General features: G+C 71.7%; 21 protein-coding genes and 1 riboswitch. Of the genes, 7 read left to right on the top strand and 14 right to left on the bottom strand.

Translation table 11 applies throughout. The features are described 5' to 3' along the window. Positions 1-23 precede the first annotated feature (23 nt). Positions 24-926, top strand: a complete 903-nt coding sequence (locus V6V89_RS22895; protein ID WP_334621295.1) for a serine/threonine-protein kinase — start codon at positions 24-26, stop codon at positions 924-926. Here V6V89_RS22895 and surE read toward each other — a convergent pair. From surE to V6V89_RS22915, 4 genes are all read right to left on the bottom strand, one after another. Continuing rightward, on the bottom strand, positions 883-1,686 hold the full coding sequence (surE, locus tag V6V89_RS22900; protein ID WP_334621296.1) for a 5'/3'-nucleotidase SurE: 804 nt from the start codon (positions 1,684-1,686) through the stop codon (positions 883-885). The genes V6V89_RS22895 and surE overlap by 44 nt on opposite strands. Then, positions 1,683-2,660, bottom strand: coding sequence for a 1-phosphofructokinase family hexose kinase (locus tag V6V89_RS22905; RefSeq protein ID WP_334621297.1), 978 nt, complete (start codon positions 2,658-2,660; stop codon positions 1,683-1,685). The genes surE and V6V89_RS22905 overlap by 4 nt, the downstream gene beginning before the upstream one ends. Positions 2,661-2,876: 216 nt before the next feature. Further along, positions 2,877-3,875, bottom strand: a complete 999-nt coding sequence (locus tag V6V89_RS22910) for a coiled-coil domain-containing protein (protein WP_334621298.1) — start codon at positions 3,873-3,875, stop codon at positions 2,877-2,879. Positions 3,876-3,879: 4 nt separating this feature from the next. Continuing rightward, positions 3,880-4,022, bottom strand: a riboswitch (cyclic di-AMP (ydaO/yuaA leader). 95 nt (positions 4,023-4,117) lie between these two features. After that, on the bottom strand, positions 4,118-5,011 hold the full coding sequence (locus V6V89_RS22915; RefSeq protein ID WP_334621300.1) for a cation diffusion facilitator family transporter: 894 nt from the start codon (positions 5,009-5,011) through the stop codon (positions 4,118-4,120). Positions 5,012-5,092: 81 nt separating this feature from the next. Between V6V89_RS22915 and V6V89_RS22920 the strand changes: the two genes are divergently transcribed. Beyond that, the gene (locus V6V89_RS22920; protein WP_334621301.1) at positions 5,093-6,034 is read left to right on the top strand and encodes an SMP-30/gluconolactonase/LRE family protein; all 942 of its coding nucleotides are present in this window, start codon (positions 5,093-5,095) and stop codon (positions 6,032-6,034) included. On the opposite strand, the gene V6V89_RS22925 is transcribed toward V6V89_RS22920, so the two are convergent. Next, positions 6,035-8,137, bottom strand: coding sequence for a HelD family protein (locus tag V6V89_RS22925; protein WP_334621302.1), 2,103 nt, complete (start codon positions 8,135-8,137; stop codon positions 6,035-6,037). It lies immediately after the preceding gene. Between the two features lie 62 nt (positions 8,138-8,199). Then, positions 8,200-9,096: an alpha/beta fold hydrolase gene (locus tag V6V89_RS22930; protein WP_334621303.1), complete on the bottom strand. Its 897-nt coding sequence runs from the start codon at positions 9,094-9,096 to the stop codon at positions 8,200-8,202. 110 nt (positions 9,097-9,206) lie between these two features. Here V6V89_RS22930 and V6V89_RS22935 point away from each other — a divergent pair, with 110 nt between their 5' ends. Further along, a complete protein-coding gene (locus V6V89_RS22935; RefSeq protein WP_334621304.1) occupies positions 9,207-10,052 on the top strand; it encodes a GNAT family N-acetyltransferase in 846 nt (281 codons plus the stop codon). Positions 10,053-10,289: 237 nt separating this feature from the next. Here the strand turns inward: V6V89_RS22935 and V6V89_RS22940 are convergent, their stop codons facing one another. Continuing rightward, positions 10,290-10,619 (bottom strand): hypothetical protein, encoded by a 330-nt coding sequence (locus V6V89_RS22940; RefSeq protein ID WP_334621305.1) that lies wholly within the window; start codon positions 10,617-10,619, stop codon positions 10,290-10,292. Between the two features lie 237 nt (positions 10,620-10,856). On the opposite strand from V6V89_RS22940, the gene V6V89_RS22945 reads away from it, so the two are divergent. Genes V6V89_RS22945 through V6V89_RS22960 form a run of 4 tightly spaced genes read left to right on the top strand, consistent with a single transcriptional unit; the run spans position 10,857 to position 16,223 of the window. Further along, complete coding sequence (locus V6V89_RS22945) at positions 10,857-11,348, top strand: DUF3145 domain-containing protein (RefSeq protein WP_334621306.1); 492 nt, start codon at positions 10,857-10,859, stop codon at positions 11,346-11,348. A gap of 48 nt (positions 11,349-11,396) precedes the next feature. Then, positions 11,397-13,067, top strand: coding sequence for a glycoside hydrolase family 3 protein (locus tag V6V89_RS22950; protein WP_334621307.1), 1,671 nt, complete (start codon positions 11,397-11,399; stop codon positions 13,065-13,067). 19 nt (positions 13,068-13,086) lie between these two features. Further along, positions 13,087-14,064, top strand: a complete 978-nt coding sequence (locus V6V89_RS22955) for a glycosyltransferase family 2 protein (RefSeq protein WP_334621309.1) — start codon at positions 13,087-13,089, stop codon at positions 14,062-14,064. 2 nt (positions 14,065-14,066) lie between these two features. Next, complete coding sequence (locus tag V6V89_RS22960) at positions 14,067-16,223, top strand: hypothetical protein (protein ID WP_334621310.1); 2,157 nt, start codon at positions 14,067-14,069, stop codon at positions 16,221-16,223. On the opposite strand, the gene V6V89_RS22965 is transcribed toward V6V89_RS22960, so the two are convergent. The 7 genes from V6V89_RS22965 to V6V89_RS22995 form a co-directional block, all read right to left on the bottom strand. Beyond that, on the bottom strand, positions 16,204-16,911 hold the full coding sequence (locus V6V89_RS22965) for a class I SAM-dependent methyltransferase (RefSeq protein WP_334621311.1): 708 nt from the start codon (positions 16,909-16,911) through the stop codon (positions 16,204-16,206). The genes V6V89_RS22960 and V6V89_RS22965 overlap by 20 nt on opposite strands. Before the next feature lie 10 nt (positions 16,912-16,921). Further along, complete coding sequence (locus V6V89_RS22970) at positions 16,922-18,334, bottom strand: acyl-CoA carboxylase subunit beta (protein WP_442935200.1); 1,413 nt, start codon at positions 18,332-18,334, stop codon at positions 16,922-16,924. Positions 18,335-18,385: 51 nt separating this feature from the next. Beyond that, positions 18,386-19,609 (bottom strand): beta-ketoacyl-ACP synthase II, encoded by a 1,224-nt coding sequence (gene fabF / locus V6V89_RS22975; protein WP_334621314.1) that lies wholly within the window; start codon positions 19,607-19,609, stop codon positions 18,386-18,388. 3 nt (positions 19,610-19,612) lie between these two features. After that, positions 19,613-19,852: an acyl carrier protein gene (locus V6V89_RS22980; protein ID WP_265254092.1), complete on the bottom strand. Its 240-nt coding sequence runs from the start codon at positions 19,850-19,852 to the stop codon at positions 19,613-19,615. A gap of 50 nt (positions 19,853-19,902) precedes the next feature. Then, on the bottom strand, positions 19,903-20,847 hold the full coding sequence (locus V6V89_RS22985; protein WP_334621316.1) for a beta-ketoacyl-ACP synthase III: 945 nt from the start codon (positions 20,845-20,847) through the stop codon (positions 19,903-19,905). After that, positions 20,847-22,016, bottom strand: coding sequence for an acyltransferase domain-containing protein (locus V6V89_RS22990; RefSeq protein ID WP_334621317.1), 1,170 nt, complete (start codon positions 22,014-22,016; stop codon positions 20,847-20,849). Before V6V89_RS22990 ends, V6V89_RS22985 begins: the two co-directional genes overlap by 1 nt. Before the next feature lie 113 nt (positions 22,017-22,129). Continuing rightward, positions 22,130-22,512, bottom strand: a 383-nt coding sequence (locus V6V89_RS22995) for a PucR family transcriptional regulator (RefSeq protein WP_334621318.1), incomplete at its 5' end; no start/stop codon positions are given.

Here is a 22,512-nt window from a genome sequence, read left to right on the forward strand (position 1 = left end):
CCTGTGCGGAATAGTCCGGGGGCGTGACGTCGCTCCCGCTGGGCACCGCGATCCTCGGGCGATACGTCATCCTTGGCGCCATCGGCCATGGTGGAGTGTCCACGGTGTACGAGGCGATCGACGTGGTCATGCCGCGCCGGCTCGCGATCAAAGCGTTGGCGGCCGCGCACGCCGCGGATCCGTGGGCGCGTGACGGTGTGCGCCGCGAGGCCCTGATCATCGACCGGCTGCGGCACCCGAGCGTGCCCCGCGTCTACGGGTACGGTGACGCGCCCCTGCCCGACGGCACCGTCCTGCCGTACGTGGTGATGGAGCTGCTCGCCGGCGTCAGCCTCGCAACCCGGCTGGCCCAGGGCCCGCTGCCGTGGACCGAGGCGGTGCCGGTGGCCGCCGCCGTCGCCGACGTGCTCGCCGTCGCGCACCGGCGTGGGCTCGTGCATCGCGACCTGAGCGCCGGCAACGTCATGCTGACCCCGGACGGGATCAAGATCGTCGACTTTGGCCTGGCGACCACTGTGGAGCGCAAGCGCACGTTGCCCGGAAAGCCGCGCCTGACCCGCACCACCGTGCCCCGCCGGCAGCCCATCCTGCCCGCGCACCGGGTCACCACCACGGCTCAGCCCGCCGACGACGTGTACGCCCTGGGCGTCCTGCTCTACCAGATGGTGACCGGCCAATCGCCGTACCCCAATATGGCTCAGTGGCCGGCGGCGCCTGGCGCCGACTTCGCCACGCCGCACTTTCGTTGTGTCGCGCCCACGCCGGTGCTCGCCGTCCCGGGACTGCCCAGGGACGTAGCCGAGATCTGCCGAGCCTGCATGGCCAAGCGTCCGACCGACCGTCCCAGCGGGCGAGACGTGGCGCTCGCGCTCTGGGCGCTGGCTACTCCGGCCAGTCCGGCAACTCCACATCAGACACTTCGGTGACCGCGCGCACCGCGCTCACCGTGGCGTACCCCTCGGCCAGCAGTGCCAGGTCGGTGCCCGGTTCGAGGTCGGCGCCGGACTCCTCCAGCGCGGTGCGCACGAAGCCCTGCCCCGCCTCGGCGACCGTGATCTGCACCTGACCGAAGCGAGACAGCCGCGCCTGCCGTACGCCCTTGACGCGTTCCAGTGGCGCGTCCGGGACGTTGAGGTTGAGCACCGTGCCTTGCGACGCGTCGACGAGCGTCTTCAGCAGGTCGGCGGCGTACTGGGCGGCCGTCGCCCAGTGGCGCCCCTCTTCGCCGCTACCGGACCTGAGCATGGCACCGCCGGACCCCACGTCTCCGGTGGCGAGTATGTCGAGCGAGACGGCCATCGTGCGGCAGCCGTGGGCGGCGGCGGTGAACGCGGCGCCCACCGTGCCCGAGTGCAGCACCGCGAGGCCGGCGTTGGCGCCCCGGTTGATCCCGGAGAGCAGCAGGTCGGGCGGTGGGCCGAACGCGCCGCGCGCGGCGAGAAGCGCGATGAACGCCGGCGAGCTGGCCACGCTGTACGACTCGATGCCGTCCAGGCCGTCGAGCGGGTGCTCGGCGACGATGATGCGCCCGTCCTTCTCGACCGCCCGCAGCGCGGCGCTCATGCCGCTCGCCTCTTCGCTGGGCGCCGCCACGACCACCTCGTGCCCGCGGTCGGCCGCGGCGCGGGCCAGCCACCGCAGGCCCGGCGCGGCGATGCCGTCGTCGTTGGTCACCAGCACCCTCATTGCATCCTCACCCGCGTCGCCAACTCGTCAGGAGTGGTCCGCCGCTGCCGCCCTTGACCGACCTCCTTCAGGTTGACGCGCTCGACCACGCCGGCAATGGCGTCCGGGCGTCCGGTGCCGAGGCCGTGCCGGGTGACGTTGAGCGCGCCCGCCGCCGCACCGGTGCGCACCGCCGTCGGCAGGTCACCGTCCTGGGCCAGTACGGCCGCCACGCCCGCGGTCATCGAGTCGCCGGCGCCGCGCGGGTCGGCGGCCTCCAGCTGCGGGATCTCGACCTCGAAGACCTCGTTCTCCAGTAGCGCCAGCGCCGGCTGGTCGGCACGGCTGATCAGCACCGACCGCGCGCCGTCGCCCTGCATCTGGTGCAGCGCCTCGACCAGGTCGGGAACGCTGTCGGTCGCGGCCCGCCCGTCGGCCACCAGCTCGTCGTGGCTGACCTTCACAAAATAGGGAGACCCTTCGAGTACCGCCGACAGGTGGTCGCCGGACAGGTCGGCGACCACCTTCACGCCGTTGCTACCCAGGTCGGCTGCCAGGCGCCGGTACACGTCGGGCGGGACGATGGCGGGGTCGGTCGGCCGGCTCAGCACCGCCACCGCCGAGCGCAGCCCCTCCGCCAGCGCGAGGTTGTAGAGCTCGTCCAGGTCGTGCCGGCCCAGTGGCGGCTCCGGGGCCTCGGCGATCTCCGTGCGGGTGCCGCCTCGGCGGTCGTGCACGTACCCGCCGCTCGTGGCCGTGCGTGTGGTCGTGTGCAGGTCGATGCCCTCGGCCGCGATGAGCGACTGCAGTACCTGGCCGGTCTCGCCCCCCAGGCTCGCGCACAGCGCCACCGGCACGCCCAGCGACGTGATCATCCGCGCCTGCCAGAGGCCCTGACCTCCCGGGTGCAGGTGTATCTCGACCGCTTCGGCGGGCTGCTCGATGGTGACCGTGAGCTGCGGTGCCGGCGCGAAGACCATGACATGACCAACCATGCCCGGAATGTTCCCCGTGGGCGCCCGCCCTAAGCCCGTCAGCGCCAGGTGTCCGCCCAGGTGCGGGCCCGCAACGGCTTTCATTCAAGGCTGGGAGTCCTACGGTGACGGCGCCGACACGCTGTGGTTCGACGACGTGGCGTTGGGTCCTCGCACATCGGGTTCTGAAAACGTCGAAGGGGGCCCCGAATCGGGGCCCCCTTCGTACGAAACGACCTACGTCACGGAGAGATGGACGTGGTCGGTGTGTTCCGCGGACGGACTGCCGCTGCCGCTGTACGACCTCCAGCCGCTGCTGGGCAACCAGATCCGGCGGAACCAGATGACGTAGAGCACACCGAGCGCGCTCGCGTTCTTGATGTAGAAGTTCGCGAGGCGGTCGCCGTAGTCCCTGTCGCCGCCCGTGGCCACCTTGCCGAAGCCGCTCGCCGCTGAGGACCAGTCACACGCCCGGCCCTTCGGGTGCTCGCCGGAACCACCGCTGCGCCAGCAGTAGACGTACCGGCTGAAGCCGGCTTCCTTCGTCTCCCTGTACGCGTGCAGCAGTCGCGGCGTGACGCAGCCGCCGGTACCCGTCGGGTCCTTGACGCTGCACCCGCCGGAGCCGCTCGGGCCCTGGCTGGCCGTCGCCGCGCCGGAGCCGCTCGGGCCGCTGGAACTGCTGCCGCCGCCGGCGTTGGCCAAGGCGTTCTCCGCCTGCTTCTTGCGGGCGGCCATGACCTGGACCTGCTTCTGCTGCTCCCTGACCTGGTTGTCGATCGCGAGCTTGGTGTGGGTGGCGTTGTTGCGCGCGTCGATGAGGTCGCGAAGCTTCTTGTCTTCGCTCTCCGCGAGCGTGTCGAGCGCGGACGCCCGGTCCATGAAGCCTTCCGGTGTGGAGGCGTTGAGCATGGCGGAGATGGGGCCGAGCCGGCCGCGCTGGTACGCCACGTTCGCAAGCTCGCCGATGACCTGAGTCTTCACAGCGAGGTCCTGCTCGAACTTCACGAGGTCGACGCGGAGCCGCTCCTGCTCCTTTTTGGACTTCGCAAGCGCGTCCTGCGCGACGATGTACCCCTTGCTCGCTGTTTCCAGTTGCTCGCGCAGTGTCGCCGTTCCACCCTCGTCGTCGGTGTTTGGCGCGGCGCCAGCGGGTTGAGCATGGATGCCGACCAGAGCGAACGTCGCGGCGACGAGCACCGCGAGCAGCCCTACCCGGCTGCGGGCATGAGCCATCAACCATCCTTCCAGTCAGCCGCCGACCGAGTTAGCTGACGGGTTCGGGACGGAAGTATCCCTACCGCTCGCGCGGATTCACCCCGGTGGAACTCGTGGTTCCCCGGCTCGCCACGCGTTGGCGCGGCGATTAGGCGGCAGTCACCACCGGCACCGGGGGGCGCCGCCGGGCGGTGACCGGAGCCGAGCGTACCGGGTTCCGGTCGATGTGCCCACCCGTTGCACGCACGGTCACAAGCCCGTCACCAGGTGGTTTGCCGGCATGCTTCGGCGGGTTCGACCTGGAGCGTGGCGTGCGCGATGTCGAAGTCGTCATGCAGCGCCTCGCGCGCTTCGACCAACACCGGTCCTACCTCCGCGGCCGGGTCGAGCGTCAGGTGCGCGGAGACGACGTCCATGCCGGAGGTGAGTGTCCACACGTGAAGGTCGTGCACGTCGCACACTCCAGGCACCGCCGCGAGCCTTGCCCGCACGGCCGCCACGTCGACGTGTGCGGGCGCGGCCTGCACGAGGATGCGGACCGCGGCACGCGCGAGCCGCCAGGTGCGGGGGAGGATGAAGACTCCGACCGCGACCGCGACGATCGGGTCGGCGTACCACCAGTCGGTGAGCGCGATGACGACGGCGGCGATGATGACGCCCACCGAGCCGAGCAGGTCGCCGAGCACCTCGAGGTAGGCGCCGCGCACGTTGATGCTCTCCTTGGCGCCCGAGCGCAGCAGCGCGAAAGCCACCACGTTGGCGATCAGACCGGCCACCGCGACGGCGAGCATCGGCCCGGCGGGCACGTCCGGCGGGTCGCCGAACCGGCGCATCGCCTCGATCAGCACGTAGAGAGCGACGCCGAAGAGCAGGACCGCGTTGGCGAGGGCGGCGAGCACTTCCAACCGGTACAGGCCGAAGGTGCGCTGCGGGTCCTTGTCGGCGCGGCGCGCGGCCGTCATCGCGGCGAGCGCCATGCCGATGCCGAGCACGTCGGTGAACATGTGCCCGGCGTCGGAGAGCAGTGCGAGCGAGCCGGTGACCAGCGCGGCGGCCCCCTCGACGAGCATGAAGACCCCGAGCAGCGCGAAGGCTGCCAGCAGGGGGCCGCGGTGCTTGGCGCCCGCCGTCCCGTGATCGTGTCCAGCTCCCACGCTCTCCAAAATATGCTGACATTGCTATGTATGCAAACATGGCACTGGGAATCACTGTCGAATCGGGGCATAGTGATGGGCGTGGATACCAACAGAGACATCACAGTGACCCGCAGAACGCTCACCACGTCGATGCTCGCGGCAGTCGCGGCGGCGGCCACCGTCTCCGTACCCACCCGCGCCAGCGCCGGCCACAAGCACCTGCCCGACCTCATCAACCTGCCCAACGCGTTCCAGCCCGAAGGGATCGCGATCGGCCAGCGGCCGTACGCGTACTTCGGCTCGCTGGCCACCGGCTCCATCTACCGCGCCAGCCTCGTCACCGGCCAGGGCCGGATCATCTCCACCGGACCGGGCACGCCGTCTGTCGGCCTGAAGATCGACCGGGCCGGGCGGCTCTTCGTCGCCGGCGGCGCGGCGGGCGACGCGCGGGTCGTCGACGCGCACACCGGCGAGGTGCTGGCCTCGTACCAGTTCGCGAGCGCGCCGGCGTTCATCAACGACGTCGTCCTCACGCCGCGCGGTGCCTTCTTCACCGACTCGCAGAACCCGTTCCTGTACCGCGTGCGGCTCGACCTGCCGAGTGGCTTCACCCCTGTGCCGCTTAGCGGCGATCTGGTCTACCAGGCCGGATTCAACGTCAACGGCATCGCCCGCACACCAGACGGCACCGCGCTGCTGGTCGTACAGTCCAACACCGGCGGCCTCTTCCGGGTCAACCCGGCCACCGGCGCGACCACGCGGGTCGACCTCGGCGGCGAAGTGCTCACCAACGGTGACGGCCTGCTGGTGCTCGGCCGCACGCTGTACGTGGTGCAGAACCGCCTCAACCGGGTCGCCGTGTTCCGGCTCGACCGGGCGGGCACCAGAGGCGCACTGGTCACACACCTGTCCGACCCGCGATTCGACGTACCGACCACCGTGGCCGCCTATGGCGACCGCCTGTACCTGCCCAACGCCCGCTTCGGCATCGTCGTCACGCCGGACACCCCGTACACCGCGGTGGCGATCAAGCGCCCCTGATCATGGTGTGGAGATGGTGATTAACCGCTGCGTGGCACGGGACAGGGCGACGTAGAGGGTGCGGGCACCGTCCTGTACCCGGATCTCGTCCGGTGCGACGAGCACCACACCGTCGTACTCCATGCCCTTCGCCTGAAGGCTGGTCACGACCTGCAACCGCTCGGCGGGCAGGTCGGTGAGCCAGCCGGCGACCTCGTCGCGGCGCGGCACCGGCGTGATCACGCCGACCGTGCCCTCGACGTCGGCGAGCAGGCCGGACGCGGCCTTCCGGGCCGCGTCCGGCAGGTCGGCCGCTGCCACGGTGTGCTCCTCTGGCTGCACCCCGGTCGAGCGGACCGCCCGTGGCAGTGTGAGGTCGGGGTACACCTCGCGGATCACCTTCGCCGCCAGCGCGAAGATCTCGGCCGAGTTGCGGTAGTTCGTGGTGAGCGTGAAGTCGTGCCGCTTTCGCGAGCCCAGCGCCCAGTCGCGCGCCTTGGCCAGCTCACCCGGATCGCCGGTCCACGCGGTCTGTGCCGGGTCGCCGACCACGGTCCACGAGGCCAGCCGGCCACGGCGACCCAGCATCCGCCACTGCATCGGAGAGACGTCCTGCGACTCGTCGACCACCACGTGCGCGTACTCGCGGTAGTCGTCCGGGCGCTGCGTGGCAGCGGCGCGCGCCGCGCGCTGGCGGTCGGCGTACGTGGTGACCTCGCGGATGCCGTCGACCACGTGGTACGGGTCGCGCTTGGGCTTCGGCGGCTGCGGCGGCTTGCCGAGCAGCTCGTCCAGCTCGTCGAGCAGGGCCACGTCGGCGATCGTCGGGTCGCCCGGCGTGAACGCGCCGGTCAGCGTCTTGATCTCCGCGTTCGAGAGGATGCCGGACGCGTACGAGCGCAGCCGCTCCGGGTCGGCCAGCCAGGCGAGCACGTGCCGGGGGAGCAGCCGCGGCCACCAGGCGCGCAGGAAGTCCCGGAAGTCCGCCCGCTCGGACAGGTCGTCTTCGAACTGGACCTGCTCCGGCAGCCGGTTGATCCGCAGCCGTTGCGCCTGCGCCCACAGCGCGTCGAACAGCCCGTCGATGCCGGCCCGCCGTACCTCGTTGCGGCGGGCGCCGCGGCTCAGCGCCCGGGCCCGGATCGCGTCCAACTCCGGCCGGGTCAGCCGCAGCAGCGCGCCGTGGTACAGCAGGCGCAGCTCGGTCGGCCCGTTCGGCACCGCGTCGCGGACCGCCCGCTCAAGCACCCGGCGCATCCGCAGCGAGCCCTTGACCGCGGCCACCGCACCCTGGTCTGTGCGCGTCGCGACCAGCCCTGGAATCACCGAACCGAGCGACCTGAGGGTGGCCGTGTCTTCACCCAGCGAGGGCAGCACCGAGGCGATGTACTCGACGAACACCCCCGACGGGCCGACGACGAGGATGCCGCCGCCGGCGAACCGGCTGCGGTCCGAGTAGAGCAGGTACGCAGCGCGGTGCAGCGCCACGGCCGTCTTGCCGGTGCCGGGCCCGCCGGAGACGATCGTCACGCTCGCGGCGGGGGAACGGATCGCCTGGTCCTGCTCGCGCTGGATGGTGGCGACGATGTCACGCATGCCCCGCCCGGTGGCGCGGGCCAGCGTGGCGAGCAGCGCGCCGTCACCCACGACCCGCATGTCCGGCGGTGCGGCGGCCGGGTCGAGCAGGTCGTCTTCGATGCTGGTGACCTTCTCGCCCGACGACTGGATCATCCGGCGCCGGATCACGCCGCGCGGGTCGGCGGCGGTGGCCTGGTAGAACGCCGCCGCGGCCGGCGCCCGCCAGTCGATCACCATGGGCTCGGCGTTTTCGCCGCGCACGCCCAGCCGCCCGACGTGCAGCACCGGCCCCTCACGCAGGTCGAGCCGGCCGAAGACCAGGCCCTCGTGCTCGGCGTCGAGCGCCTGCCGCCGCCGCGCCGCGTGGAACACCATCGCGTCGCGCTCCACGAGGGCCCCGAAGTTGCCCACCCGGGCAAGCCGGTACCCGTCTTTCTCCGCCCGGACGGCGGCCTGCCGCAGCTGGGCGAGGCGGGCGTACACCCGGTCCACGTGGCTCTGCTCGGCAGCGATCTCCTGCTGAAGCGTGGTGGCGGCGTCTGTCAACGTTGTCGTGGCTCCCAAGGAGGTCTGGCGAGGGCCAGAACGAGAGTACGCGGCTCCGGGTACTAGCGCGTGCTCGGAGCGTGCGCGTGCTGCACCACGTCGACCAGCGCGGCGGTCACCTCGTCGGTGCGCTCCAGCGTCAGCATGTGGCCGGCGTCCGGGCAGACGACGAGCCGGGCGCCGGGCAGCGCCGTCGCGATCGACCGGGCACACGTCGGCGGGGTCAGCCGGTCGCGCTCACCCACCAGCACGGTCGTTGGCACCGTGGGCAGGGCGGCGAGGGTCTCCAGGCGCTGCTGGGCGCCGACCGACGGGCGGAACCCGCCGATCGCGCCGAGGGGCGTCCGCACCACGGCCTTCGTGGTCAGGCGGACGTCCGCGGGGTCGCAGGGGTATCCGAACAGGAGCCACCGCAGTCCCGGTTGGAGAGCCAGGATCAGGGCCCGGTGCGGGCGCCAGTCACCCAGCCGGGCGAGCAAACCGGCGCTGGTCTGCTCGGCGACCCGCACCAGCCGGGCGAGCGGTACGGGCAGCCCGTACACCGTGTGGGCGTGCCCCTCGGCCGTTGTCGACACGAGCACGAGCCCCTTCACCCGAGCCGCGAAGTCAGCGGGGTGCCGGTGGGCGTACTCCATGATGGTCATGCCCCCGAGCGAATGGCCGGCGAGCACGACCGGCCCGGTGGGGGCGACCGCCCGCACGACCTCGGCCAGGTCGTCGCCGAGCTGGTCCAGCGTGGCGGCTCCGCGCCCGATCCCGCCGGACCGGCCGTGGCCGCGTGCGTCGTAGGTCACCACGCGAGCGGTCCCGGACAGCGCGGAGACCTGGCGGTGCCAGATGCGGCCGTCGAGGGTCCAACCGTGCAGCAGCAGCACGGTGACCGGCGCGTCGGCCGGCCCGGTCTGGCGCACGTGCAGTCGGGAACCGTCCGCGAGCTGCACCTCGCTGTGCTGCGTCATGGGCACCTCCTGGATACCCGGTGGTAACAATCATGCCCTATTTGTAAGGAGGCCACACATACTCCGGTCCGGACACTTGCGGCGGAGATTTCTGAGCGCATGCTGTATGCATGGTCGATACCGGCATCGACGTGCGGGATGAGGCCTGGCGTGTTGCCCGCACGGCGGAGCGCCGGCTGGGCATCGAGATCCGTGACCTGACCAGCCTGAACGACCAGCAGGCGGCGGCCGAGCTGCTGCGCCGGGTCTGGCGGGCAGACTCCGCCGACCAGATCGTCAACGCGGGCATGATGAGGGCGTTCGCGCACTCCGGTAACTACGTGGTGGGCGCCTACCGCAGCTCAACGCTGGTCGCGGTGGCGGTGGGTTTCTTCGGCGCCGACCACCTGCACTCGCACGTCACCGGGGTCGACCCGGCCGGGCAGAGCGGCGGCGTGGGATACGCGGTGAAGCTGCACCAGCGGGCGTGGACGCTGGCGCGCGGAGTGGGCGCGGTGTGCTGGACCTTCGACCCGCTGATCCGCCGCAACGCATACTTCAACCTGCACAAACTGGGCGCACGAGCGGCGGCGTACCTGCCCGACTTCTACGGGGCCATGGACGATGGCATCAACGTGGGCGACCCCAGCGACCGCATGTACATCCGGTGGGAGCTGGCATCACCGGCCGCGATCGCGGCGGCCGAGGGCCACGGTCCAGATCCCGATCCGGCGGGCGCGACGATCCTGGTCGGCCGCACCGACGCACCCGGTGCCGAAGCTCCCGTGCCGGGCATACCGGCACCGGGCCGGCTGGCCGTGGCGGTGCCGGCCGACGTGGAGCGGATGCGCGGCACCGACGCGGCCTTGGCGGCGCGCTGGCGTTTCGCGGTCCGCGAGGCGATGGTGACCGCCCTGGACCGCGGCTACCGAATCGAGGGCATCACCCGAGACGGCTGGTACCTACTCCACCCCTGACCCCGCGTTTCCGCGACCGCCGGGGCGGCTTCCGCTCCGCGCGCGGCTAGGGCCGCGCCCTCTCCCGGTCGATCAAGGGCAAACGCACGTGGTTTGATCACTTTTCCATGTGCGGTTGCCCATGATCGTTGCGGATGTCCTTGATCGACGGACAAGGGCGGGGCCGCGCGGGCCGGCGGCGTGCGGTGGGCAGCAAGAAGGCCCCGCTGTCCGCGGGGCCTTGAACGTGCTGGGGGATCAGGCTTCGAAGACGCCCGCGTCGACGAGGCGCTTCTCGGTGGTGTCCCAGCCGTCGCTTGGGTACGCCGCCGCCAGCGCGTTGATCTCGGCGCGGATCTTCGCGGCGTGGCCGGCACCGGCCAGCACCCGGATCTCCTCGACGAACGCCTCGGAGTCGGTGCGCAGGTGGGGGGTCTTGCCGTTGGTCAGGTTGCGCACGTATGCGTGCTTGCCCTTGTTGAGCGGGATGAGGTACTTGAACTCACCGAGCACGCTCAGGGCCCCGCCCTGGGCGCCCGCTCCGGCGCGGACCGACGCGCGCGCGGTCTTGGAGGTGTTGCTCGCCACGGAGGTACTCCTTGCAGACAAGACGAGGTAGCAGCAGGACAGAAAAAGACAAGTGAACTGTACCCGACGCCCGAGCTGGGCGCGTTCCGTGACAACGCCCGGCCATTTGCGTTATTCCTCGTGTCAGTTTGCCGATTCTCTAGCGCACCATCCGTCACAGGCGTCATCATGTGTCCAGCACCTTCTAGTTGATCGAGGTCGTAGGGGAAGACGCACCTCGGTCTTCGGGAGGTCACCGTGCCAACGCGTGGCGTCGTATACGTCCACTCGACCCCGCTCGCCGTGTGTCCTCACGTCGAGTGGGCGATCGCGCGCGTCCTCACCGCGCCGGTCAACCTGCACTGGACCGTCCAGCCGGTCGAGGCCGGCGCTCGCCGGGCCGAGTGCAGTTGGACCGGACGGCCGGGGACGGGCGCAGAGCTGGCTGCTGCCCTCCGGCAGTGGCCCATGATTCGTTTCGAGGTCACGGAGGACCCGAGCCCGGGGGTCGACGGCGAGCGATTCATGTACGTGCCGGGGCGGGGACTCTTCCGTGCGACCATGGGCAGCGCGGGCGACATCCAGCTCGGCGAAGACCGGCTGCGCTCGATCATGGAGGCCGCGCGCGCCCCGGAGGCGCTCGCTCACGCGCTGGAGAAGGCCCTCGGCACCTCGTGGGATGCCGAGTTGGAGCCCTACCGGTACGCGGGCGACGGCGCGCCGGTGACGTTGCTCACGCGGGTTGGATGATCTCGTCCTGAGTTGCCCGGTTCTGTTCGGCCTGCTGGGATAGCGGACGTGCGTCTGCGTCCCCTGGCACTTGCCGCCGTCCTCGCCCTGGCCACCGCCTGCGGTGCCGATCCGAGCACGCCGGCGAAGGAGAAACCCGTCCTCACCGGCGGGCCGGCAGAGCGCGCCGCTCAACTCGTCGCGACGCTCTCCGACGAAGACCTCGTCGGGCAGGTGCTCATGCCGTACGCCTACGGCAGCTCGGCCACCGATGTCTCGCCCGGCTCGGCGGCCGGCAATCGGAGGATCGCCCGCGTCGACACGCCCGCCGAGATGGTCGCCAAGTACCACCTCGGCGGTCTGATCCTGGTCGGATTCTCCGCCGACGATCCGACGTCGAAGAACCAGACAACGACCAATGTGGACTCGCCAGAGCAGGTGCGCGAGCTGACGGCCGGACTCCAGAAGGCCGCGGCGAAACTGCCCGCCGGGTCGGTGCCGATGCTCATCGGGACCGACCAGGAGTACGGTGTCGTCACCCGCCTCAAGGAGGGCGTCACGACGCTGCCGAGCGCGATGGCCTTCGGCGCGGCCGACGACCCGCGGCTGACCGAGCAGGCCTGGCGCGCCGCGGGCTCGGAGCTCGCCGCCGTTGGGATCAATGTGGACTTCGCACCCGTCGCCGACGTGCTCGGCGGCGACGGCAGCGCCGTCATCGGCTCCCGCTCTTACGGTTCCGACCCCAAGAAGGTCGCCGAGCAGGTTAGCGGCGCCGTGCGGGGTCTTCAGGAGGGTGGGGTCGCCGCCACGCTCAAGCACTTCCCCGGCCACGGCCACACGACCGGCGACTCACACACCGACCTTCCGCAGCTGCGCCAGGATCGGGCCACATTGGACGCTGGCGACCTGCCGCCGTTCAGCGCCGGCATCGCCGCCGGCGCCAAGCTCGTCATGTCAGGCCACCTCGACGTCCGCGCCATCGATCCCGGCACGCCGGCAACGTTCTCCCGCAAGGTGCTCACCGACGTGCTGCGCGGCCAACTCGGGTTCAAGGGCGTGGTGGTCACCGACGGCATGAACATGGAGCCGGCCAAGCGCTGGCCGCCCGGCGAGGCCGCGGTGCGCGCGCTCAACGCCGGCAACGACCTGCTGCTGATGCCGCCCGAGCTGCCGGCGGCGTACGACGGCCTGCTCGGCGGGCTGCGCGACGGCAGCCTGCCCCGGGAACGCCTCGTCGACGCGGCCACCCGCGTGCTGACGCTCAAGTTCGAGCTCACCGCGAAGCCCGCCCCCGCCATGTCCACTGTGGGCAGCGCCGAACACGCCGCCGCCGCGGACCAACTCGCCGCCGCCGCGATCACCCAGCTGCGCGGTACCTGCCAGGGGATCAGCGGCCCTGTCACCGTCACCGCCGCCAAGGGCCGGGACAGCGCACGCGCCATGCTCGTCGAGGCGCTGAAGGCCGCCGGGGTCGAGGTCATCGACAGCGGCGGCGCCGAGATCCATCTCATCGGGTACGGGGACAAGCGCGCCGACCTCAGCAAGAGCGCGGCAGTGACGGTGGCGATGGACACCCCGAACCTGCTGGCCCAGTCGAAGTCGGCCACCCTGCTCGCCACGTACTCGTCGAGCCCCGCCTCCATGCGCGCACTCGCAGGCGTGCTCGCTGGCAAGACCCCACCCGCCGGCAGCGCCCCTGTCGACGTCCCCGGCCTCCCGCGCACCTCCTGCGCGGCCTAGCTTTGGTAGCGTCGGTCGCGTGGTTGCTGCCGAGCCGGCACTCTCCGTGGTCGTGCCGATGTACAACGAGGAGTCGGTGCTGCCGCTGCTCGTGACCCGGCTGCGCGGTGTGCTCGACGCGCTCGGTGAGCCGTATGAGGTGGTCGCCGTCGATGACGGCAGCACGGACAACACGCTGGTCGCGCTGCACGCGGCACGGCGCGGCTGGCCGCAGCTGCGCGTCGTGCGGCTGCGGCGCAACAGTGGGCATCAGCCCGCGTTGCTCGCCGGCCTGATGCGGGCCCGCGGGGCCTACGTCGTCAGCATCGACGCCGACCTGCAGGATCCGCCGGAGACCATTGTCGAAATGCTGCGGCTCGCACGCTCCGACCAGCTTGACATCGTGTACGGCGTGCGCGGCGACCGCACGGTCGACACCCCCTTCAAACGGTGGACGGCCGACCTGTACTACCGGCTCATGCGTCGCCTGGTCGGCAAGCAGGTGCCCGCGCACGCGGGTGACTTCCGGCTGCTGAGCCGGGCGGCCGTCGAGGCGCTGCGCGAGCTGCCCGAGCGCACACCCGTGCTGCGGCTCGTCGTGCCGTGGCTGGGCTTCCCGAGCGGCGAGGTGGAGTTCCTGCGGGCCGAGCGGGCGGCCGGGCGCACCAAGTACCCGATGTCCCGGATGATGAGCCTAGCGGCCGACAGCGTGACCAGCTTCTCCGCGGCGCCCTTGCGTTTCGCGACCTGGCTGGGCCTCGCGGGCGTCGCGGTGTGCGGGGTCCTGGTCGTCGTGGCCGTCGTCGCGTTCTTTCTCGGCGCCACCGTGAGTGGTTGGCCGTCCCTGTATGTGGCTGTGCTGTTCCTGGGCGCCGTGCAGCTGCTCTGCCTGGGCCTGCTGGGGGAGTACGTGGCCCGGATCTACACGGCGGTTCAGGCCCGCCCGGCCTATTTCGTCGCGGGTGACACGGCTGACGACACCGACACCCCGGCCGAGCTGGCCGACACCCTGCGGTGACGGTGACGCTCTCTCCGGCTGCCGCGCAGCCGGCGGTGGCCACCCGTGATCCGTGGCGCTGGACCCCGGCGGTGGCCGGGTACGGGCTCGTCGTCGGTGTGCTGCTGGCCACCGGCACGCCGGTGCTCGACGTTGGCCGCTACACCGCGTACGCCGTGCTGGCCGTCCTGCTGCCCGGCACGCTGGTGTACCGGGCGCTGCGCCGCCGACCGCACACACTCGTCGAAGACCTGGCGTTCGGCGCGGCGGTCGGGCTGGTGCTGGAGCTGGCGGCGTGGTTCGTGTTCGTGCGGGCGGGGCTGGAGGGCTGGCTGTGGGTGTGGCCGGCCTTCGTGGTCGTGCTGTTCGCGCTGGTGCGGCCGCTGCGGCGGCACTGGTGGGTGCGCGGCTACACGGTGGTGCCGCCCGGCTGGGCGTGGTCGGTCACGGCGGTGATCGCCGGCTTCACGCTGTACCTGTCGGAGTCGTTCCTGCGCCGCAACCCGATCCTGCCGGCGTCCGAGGGGCAGGCGCAGTACCTGGACCTGCCGTTCCAGATGTCGATCGCCGGCGCGGCGACCCACCAGGCGCCGCCCGAGCTGCCGCAGGTAGCCGGCGAGCCCCTGCACTACCACTGGTTCGGGTTCGCGCACATGGGCGCGGCGAGTCTGGTCAGCGGCGTCGACCTGCCGACGGTGTTCCTGCGGCTGGCGGTGCCGGCGCTGTGCGCGCTGGCGATCGTGCTGGTCGCGGTCGTCGGGTGGCGGATCAGCGGCCGGGCGTACGCGGGCGTTGGCGCGGCGGTGCTGATGTTCACGATCGGCGAGTTCGGCTACGAAAACGGGATCCGGCAGCTCTTCGGCACGCAGGCGACGTTCATCGTGTGGGGCAGCCCGTCGATGACGTACAGCTGGGTGCTGCTCCTGCCGCTGATCGCGGTGCTGGCCGACGTGGTGCGCTCCCGTTCCGAGCGCGGCACGTGGATGCTGGCCGCGCTCTTCCTGGCCGGTTCGACGGGCGCGAAGGCAAGCTCGGTGCCCGTCGTGGCCGGCGCGCTGGGGCTGACCGGGCTGGTGCTGCTGATCACCCGCCGCCGGATCGTGTGGCCGATAGCGGCGGCGCTGGGGCTGGCGATCGTGGCGCAGGTGTTCGCGACGGCGGTGCTGTTCGCGTTCGAGAGCCACGGCGTGACCGTCAAGCTACTGTCCGGCCTTGAGCCGTACACCGGTCCGGCGTGGTCATGGCCGTTGGTGGTGCTGGCGTTCCTGCTCAACATGCAGCTGCGGCTGGCGGGCATTTTCGCGCTGGGGCGGCGGCTGGTCACCGACCCGGAGAAGGTGTTCCTGCTGTCCGGCGCCGTCGTGGGCCCGGTGACCTACCTCGTGCTCGCGCACCCGGGCAGCAGCAACCAGTACTTCGTTCGGGCCGGCTTCGCGTTCGGTGTGATCCTGTCGGCGTGGGGCTGGGCGGAGGTCGTAAGCCGGTGGCGGTGGTCGCTGCTCGCCTTCGCGGTGGGGGTGGGCGCGCTGCTGACCGTCATCCAGCTGGCGTGGCCGGCGAGGGCCCGGCCGACGCCCGTGTACGACCCGGTGCTGCCGCTGGTTTTCTGGGCGCTCGCGCTGACCGTGGTGGCCGCGTTGCTGATGGTGGTGTGGCGGTCGCCGGCTTTCCTGCTGACCGGCGTCTTGATCGCCGGCGCGCCGGGGCTCGTCATGGACGCGGCGGCCGCGCACAAGTATCCGAATGGCGGCGCCTACGCGGTGACGCTCCTGCCGGCCTCGCGGGTGGCTTCCGCCCGGTGGGTGTACGAGCACAGTGACCCGGACGACGTGCTCGCGACGAACGTCCACTGTGCACAGGTGTCGCTGAAGGGCTGCGACGCACGGACGTTCTGGCTCAGCGCCTACGCCCAACGCGCCGTACTGGTGGAGGGATGGACGTTTGCGCCCCGCATGGTGGGTACGCCCGGCGGTGCCGAGGCACCGTTCTGGGATCCTGCCCTGCTCGAGGCCAACGACGCCGCGTTCTACGAACCGACCGAGGAGAACCTCGACGCGTTGCGGGCGCGCGGCGTCCGCTGGCTGGTCGCCGACAGCGCCTACCGCCCGGAGTCGCCGCTCCTGTCCGGGCTGGCGACGGTGCGGTACGAGAACGGCCGCGTCACGGTCTACGAGCTGTGAGCATGAGCGAGACGCCCGGCAGGGACTTCACCGGCAGGTAGCGCTCCGTCGTGATGATCGCGGTCAGCGCGGTGTTGACCAGCGCGGACATGTCGTTCAGGTCGCTTCCGGTCGACTTGCGCCGCCGCCAGGCCGCTACCGGGCGGAGCAGTACGTTCCAGCTCCACAGGTCTTCGACCACCAGCCCGGCCTTTTCCACCACCGCGGTCAGCGTCTCGCGGGTGTACCTGCGTACGTGCCCAACGGCGACGTCGTGCGCGGACCACAGCTTCATGTCGCACGGCACGGCGATCAGCGCGGTGCCGCCCGGACGCAGCGTGCGGTGGATCTCGCCCGCGGCCAGGTGATCTTCGTCGATGTGCTCCAGGATGTCGAACGCCACCACCAGGTCGAGCCCTCCCGACGGCAGCGGCAGGTTGCGTGCGTCGGCGCGGATCACGTCGAGACCGCGCTCGGCGGCCACCTCGGCGCCTTCCTGGCTGTACTCCAGCGCCACCGGCCGCCAGCCGTGCGCCCGCAGTACCCGAGTGTTGCCGCCACCCGCGGCGCCGATGTCGAGCGCGGTGCCCGCCGGGGTGCCGGCCGCCGCCAGGCGGCGCAGCGCTCGTGCCAGCAGCGCCCGCCGCTCCCTGTACCACCAGTGGGTGTCTTCGAGTGCGGCGAGCTTGCGTATCTCGGTGGCTTCCACCCGGAAGAGCTTAGAGCGGGATGTTGCCGTGCGCGCCCCGGGCGGCCGGCGCGCCGGCCAGCGCCTCGGCGATGCGGCGGCGGGTCTCGCCGGGCTTGATGACGTCGTCGACCACGCCGATCTCCAGCGCCCGGTTGACGCCGCCCGCGACCCGGGTCTGCTCGTCGATCAGCTGGGTGCGCAGCGCCTCGCGCTCCTCGTGCGGCGTGGCGGCCAGCCTCTTGCGGTGCAGGATGTTGACGGCCGCGGAGGCGCCCATGACGGCGACCTCGGCGTTCGGCCAGGCGAAGACGGCTGTCGCGCCCAGCGAGCGCGAGTTCATCGCGATGTACGCGCCGCCGTACGCCTTGCGCGTCACGAGCGTGACCCGCGGCACCACCGCCTCGGCGAACGCGTGCAGCAGCTTCGCGCCGCGCCGCACCACGCCGTCCCACTCCTGGCCGAGACCGGGCAGGTACCCGGGCACGTCGACCAGCACGACGAGCGGCACCCCGAGGGAGTCGCACATCCGCACGAAGCGGGCGGCCTTCTCGGCGCTGGACGCGTCGAGGCAGCCGCCGAGGCGCAGCGGGTTGTTGGCGATCACGCCAACGGTGCGGCCGGCGAAGCGACCCAGCGTCGTGACGACGTTGGGCGCCCACTTGGCGTGAAGCTCGACTGAGGCCTGCCCGCCACCCGCCCCGGCATCGTCCAGGAGCGCCTTGACCAGCGGCTTCACGTCGTACGCCCGGTTGGCCTCCGCGGGCAGCGCCGCGGCCAGGTCGTGCTCGCTGCCCTCCTCGCCGACCGGCACGTCGGCGGGGGAGAGCCGGCCCTGGCGGCCGAGGAGCGCGGCCAGCTTGCGAGCCTCGATGAGCGCCGAGTCGTCGTCCTTCGTGGTCACGTGCACCACGCCCGAGCGCCGGCCGTGCGGCTCGGGGCCGCCCAGCCGCTCCATGTCGACCTGCTCGCCCGTGACCGACCGCACGACCTCGGGGCCGGTCACGAAGATCCGGCCCGCGCTGCTCATGACCACGATGTCGGTCAGCGCGGGCCCGTACGCCGCGCCGCCCGCCGCCGGGCCGAGCACCACGGAGATCTGCGGCACCCGGCCGGACGCCCGCACCATCGCCGCGAACACCTGGCCGACCGCGTCGAGCGCCACCACGCCCTCCGCGAGGCGGGCGCCGCCGGAGTGCCAGAGCCCCAGCACCGGCACCCGCTCACGCACCGCCGTGTCGATCGCGTCCACGATGTGCCGGCAGCCCTCGGTGCCCATGGCGCCACCCATCCTGGTGGCGTCCGTGGCGTACGCGATGGCGGCCGCACCGTCGATCTCACCGCGCGCCCACAGCACGCCCGAGTCGTCGCGAGCCGTCAGCAGCCGGAGCGAGCCGGAGTCGAAGAGCGCGCGCAGCCGGACCTCGGGATCACGGTAGTCCACAGTAGACGAGTCCGCGGCGGTGGACGTGATGGTCACGGCAGCCTCCAAAGGCTAGACGCGGGTGAACAGCAGTGCGACGTTGTGACCACCGAAGCCGAAGGAGTTGTTCAGCGCGGCGGGGATGTCGTGCTGGCGTGCCTTGTGCGCGGCGACCTCCATGAGGCCCTCTTCGGGGTCGTCCAGGTTGATCGTCGGAGGGATGATGCCGTCCCGGACCGCGAGGATCGTCGCGATCGACTCGACCGCGCCCGCCGCGCCGAGCAGGTGACCGGTCATCGACTTCGTCGAGGTGAGCACCGGGTGCTCGCCGACCGCTGCCCGCAGCGAGGCGATCTCGGCCATGTCGCCGACCGGCGTCGACGTGGCGTGAGCGTTCACGTGGGTCACTTCCGACTTGGCGACGCCCGCGTCGGCCAATGCCTTCGCGATCGCCCGGGTCGCGCCCAGCCCTTCGGGATGCGGCTGCACGATGTCGTACCCGTCGGAGGTGATGCCGGCTCCGGCGAGCCGCGCGTAGATCCGGGCACCGCGCGCGGCGGCGTGGTCGGCCCGCTCGAGCACGACGATGCCCGCGCCCTCGCCGAGCACGAAGCCGTCGCGGCCCTTGTCCCACGGGCGGGATGCCTTTTCCGGCTCGTCGTTGCGGGTCGACATGGCCCGCATCGACGCGAACCCGGCGATCGGCAGCGGGTGCACGACCGCCTCGGTGCCACCCGCGACCACGACGTCGGCGCGGCCGGACCGGATGATGTCGAGCCCGAGCGAGATGGCCTCGGCGCCGGTGGCGCAGGCGCTGGCGACCGAGTGGACGCCGGCCTTGGCGCCCAGCTCCAGGCCCACCCACGCGGCCGGGCCGTTGGGCATCAGCATCGGCACGGTGTGCGGCGAGACCCGGCGCGGCCCGGACGCCTCCAGGATGTCGTCCTGCGCCAGCAGGGTCTGCGCCCCGCCGATGCCGGTGCCGACGCTGACGGCCAGCCGCTCGGTGTCGAGCCCGCTGTCGGCCAGCCGCGCGTCGGCCCACGCCTCATGTGCGGCGATGAGGGCGATCGCCTCGGAGCGGTCGAGCCGGCGCAGCTTGACCCGGTCGAGCTTTTCGGACGGGTCGACCGCCAGTTGCGCCGCGATGCGTACAGGGAGCTGCGCGGCCCACTCCTGGGTGAGCGGACCCACCCCGGAGCGGCCGGCGAGCATTGCCTCCCAGGTTGACGCGACGTCCCCGCCCAACGGGGTAGTCGCGCCGAGCCCGGTGACGACGACGTCGGTGGTGGCCATGGGTCAGGCGTTGCTCTCGATGTAGGAGACGGCGTCGCCGACGGTCTTGAGGTTCTGCACCTCGTTGTCGGGGATCTTGACGTCGAACTTCTCCTCGGCCGCGACCACGACCTCGACCATGGAGAGCGAGTCGACGTCCAGGTCGTCCGTGAACGACTTCTCCTCGGCCACGTCGTCCGGGTTCACGCCGGCAACCTCTTCGAGAATCTCGGCGAGGCCGGCGATGATCTCGTCACGGGTCATTGGGGTTCGGTTCCTCTCAATGGTCGGGTTGGTTTCCCATAACCGGGAAATTACGGACAGCGAATGACCTGTCCGGCGTATGTGAGGCCGCCACCGAAGCCGAAGAGCAGGACCGGCGCGCCCGAGGGCACCTCCCGGCGCTCGACGAGCTTCGACAGGGCGAGCGGCACGCTGGCCGCCGAGGTGTTGCCCGACTCGACGATGTCCTTGGCGATCACCGCGTTCGGGATGTTGAGCCGCTTGACGATGCCGTCGATGATCCGGGTGTTGGCCTGGTGCGGTACGAAGGCGGCGATGTCGGTCGGCGCGACGCCCGCGCGCTCGCAGGCCGCAAGGGCGAGGGGGGCGAGCGCCGTCGTGGCCCAGCGGAAGACCGCCTGGCCCTCCTGCTGGATGTACGGGCGCCAGCCTTCGATCTTCAGCACGTCGCCGCGGTCCGGGGCCGACCCCCATACGACCGGGCCAACGCCGGGCTCCTCGCCGTCAGCGGTCGCGGTGAGCACCGCCGCGCCGGCCGCGTCGCCGAAGAGCACGCAGGTGGACCGGTCGGTCCAATCGGTCACGTCGGAGAGCTTCTCGGAGCCGATCACGATGGCGTTGCGCGACGAACCGGCCTGGATCGCGTGGTCGGCGGTCGCGAGCGCGTACGAGAAGCCGGAGCACGCGGTGTTGATGTCCATCGCGGCCGGGGCGGCGATGCCCAGGCGGTGCGCGACCCGCGCGGCGGTGTTGGGACAGCGGTCGATCGCCGAGCAGGTCGCCACGACCACCATGTCGATGTCGGCGGCGGTCAGCCCGGAGGCAGCCAGCGCCTTGCCGGCGGCCGAGGTCGCCATGTCGGCCACGCTCTCGCTGTCGGCGACCCGCCGGGTCACGATGCCGACGCGGTCGCGGATCCACTCGTCGTTGGTGTCGACGATGGCGGCCAGGTCGTCGTTGGTTACCAGCCGGGAGGGCTGGTAGTGACCCAGCGAGACGATACGCGAACCGGCCATTAGAGGTGTCCTCCGATGCGAGCGAGCGGTTGGCCCGGTGCCACCGGGTCGTCATGGTGGGCGAGCCACTCGGTCAGCACGCCCGCGTCGTGCGCGGCGACCTCGTTAGCGCCCTGCCTGGTCACAACGTGGCCGATCACCTGGCCGGCGCTGACGTCGTCGCCTTCGGCGAGCCCGGCGGCCGGCTCGAAGGTGCCGGCGCTGCCCGCCACCACGACCCGGAACTGCGGTGTCGGCTCGTGGCTTGGCGCGACGCCGTGCCGCGCGATCAGGTCGCGCGCCGCGGCGAGGTCGGCGGGGGTGTTGAGGGTGACGATCTCGGGGACGCCGGTGGCCTTCAGCTCGCGCTTCACGAGACCGGCGAGGGTGCCGGCCGGGGGCAGCTCGATCACCGCGGTGACACCGAGGTCGGCGAGGGTACTCATGCACAGGTCCCACCGGACCGGCGCGGTGACCTGGCGAACGAGCCGCTGCACGAGCTCGCGGCCGTGGTTGACGGCCGAGCCGTCCAGGTTCGAAAGGATGATCTTGGTGGGGTCGCTGGGTGTGATGCCGGCCGCGACCGCCGCGAGCGCCTTCTCGGCCGGCGCCATGTACGGGGTGTGGAAGGCCCCGGCGACCTGCAGCGCGCGCACCCGGGCACCGCCGGGCGGCTCGGCGGTCAGCTTCTCAAGCCCATCGAGCGCGCCGGCCGCGACGATCTGGCCGGTGCCGTTGCGGTTGGCCGGGTGCAAGCCGAGCGCCTCGATGCCGGCGACAACCTCGTCGGCGTCGCCGCCCAGCAGGGCGGACATGCCCGTCGGCGTCACCGCGCAGGCGGCTGCCATCTCACGCCCTCGTACGCCGGCGAGGGTGACCGCGGCCTCGGAGGTCAGCACCCCGCCGAGCGCGGCCGCGCCCAGCTCGCCGACGCTGTGGCCGGCCACCACCGAGACGTCGTACATCGGCAGGTGCTCGGCGGCCAGGAGCGCGGCGGCGACAAGCAGCGGCTGGGTGCGAGCGGTGTCCTTGATTTCGTCGGCGTCCGCCTCGGTGCCTAGGTGCACCAGGTCGACGCCGGCCAGCGCCGACCACCAGCGGAGCCGGGCCTCGGCACCCGGCAGCTCCAGCCAAGGGGTGAGGAAACCGGGCTTCTGGGCACCCTGACCGGGTGACAGTACGGCGAGCACGTGTATGACTCTGCTGGATACTCGTGCGTCAGGTGTGTGCCGACAGGCACCAATCCGTACTAGCGGCTTTGTGGAGATCCTACAAAGATCGCAGCTCGCGCCCTAATGGTCGTTCAGCGTGTGTTGGAACTCACGGGGCTGCTGGACCGGTCCAGGCGGCCGATGGTCAACGCTACCCGCAGCGCGAACGCGTCACGAGGCGTCAATGGCGAGAGCCCTGTGACGTCGGCGATGCGCTTCAACCTGTACCGGATGGTGTTGGGATGCACGAAGAGCGACCGCGCCGCGGCCTCCAGCACGCCGCCGGCCGCGAAGAAGCTGTCGAGCGTGTCGAGCAACTCGCCCCCGGCGCGCACGAGGCCGCCGTACACGTCCTGCCGGAGCTCGCGGCGGGCCTCGACATCGCCCGCGAGCGCGCGTTCCGGGAGCAGCGCGGCGGCCGCGACCGGGCGCGGCGCGGTCGGCCACGCCGGCGCGGCGCGGAAGCCGGCGAGCG

Origin of the sequence: Micromonospora sp. CPCC 206061 (assembly GCF_036906915.1) — a bacterium.
In the GTDB taxonomy this organism is placed as follows: Bacteria; Actinomycetota; Actinomycetes; order Mycobacteriales; family Micromonosporaceae; genus Phytohabitans.

What these genes read in the sequence shown, in the direction of transcription:
- surE (WP_334621296.1), bottom strand. Translation starts at nt 1,686, where the DNA reads ATGAGGGTGCTGGTGACCAACGACGACGGCATCGCCGCGCCGGGCCTG.
- V6V89_RS22905 (WP_334621297.1), bottom strand. Translation starts at nt 2,660, where the DNA reads ATGGTTGGTCATGTCATGGTCTTCGCGCCGGCACCGCAGCTCACGGTC.
- V6V89_RS22910 (WP_334621298.1), bottom strand. Translation starts at nt 3,875, where the DNA reads ATGGCTCATGCCCGCAGCCGGGTAGGGCTGCTCGCGGTGCTCGTCGCC.
- V6V89_RS22930 (WP_334621303.1), bottom strand. Translation starts at nt 9,096, where the DNA reads ATGACGCAGCACAGCGAGGTGCAGCTCGCGGACGGTTCCCGACTGCAC.
- V6V89_RS22935 (WP_334621304.1), top strand. Translation starts at nt 9,207, where the DNA reads ATGGTCGATACCGGCATCGACGTGCGGGATGAGGCCTGGCGTGTTGCC.
- fabF (WP_334621314.1), bottom strand. Translation starts at nt 19,609, where the DNA reads ATGGCCACCACCGACGTCGTCGTCACCGGGCTCGGCGCGACTACCCCG.
- V6V89_RS22980 (WP_265254092.1), bottom strand. Translation starts at nt 19,852, where the DNA reads ATGACCCGTGACGAGATCATCGCCGGCCTCGCCGAGATTCTCGAAGAG.
- V6V89_RS22985 (WP_334621316.1), bottom strand. Translation starts at nt 20,847, where the DNA reads ATGGCCGGTTCGCGTATCGTCTCGCTGGGTCACTACCAGCCCTCCCGG.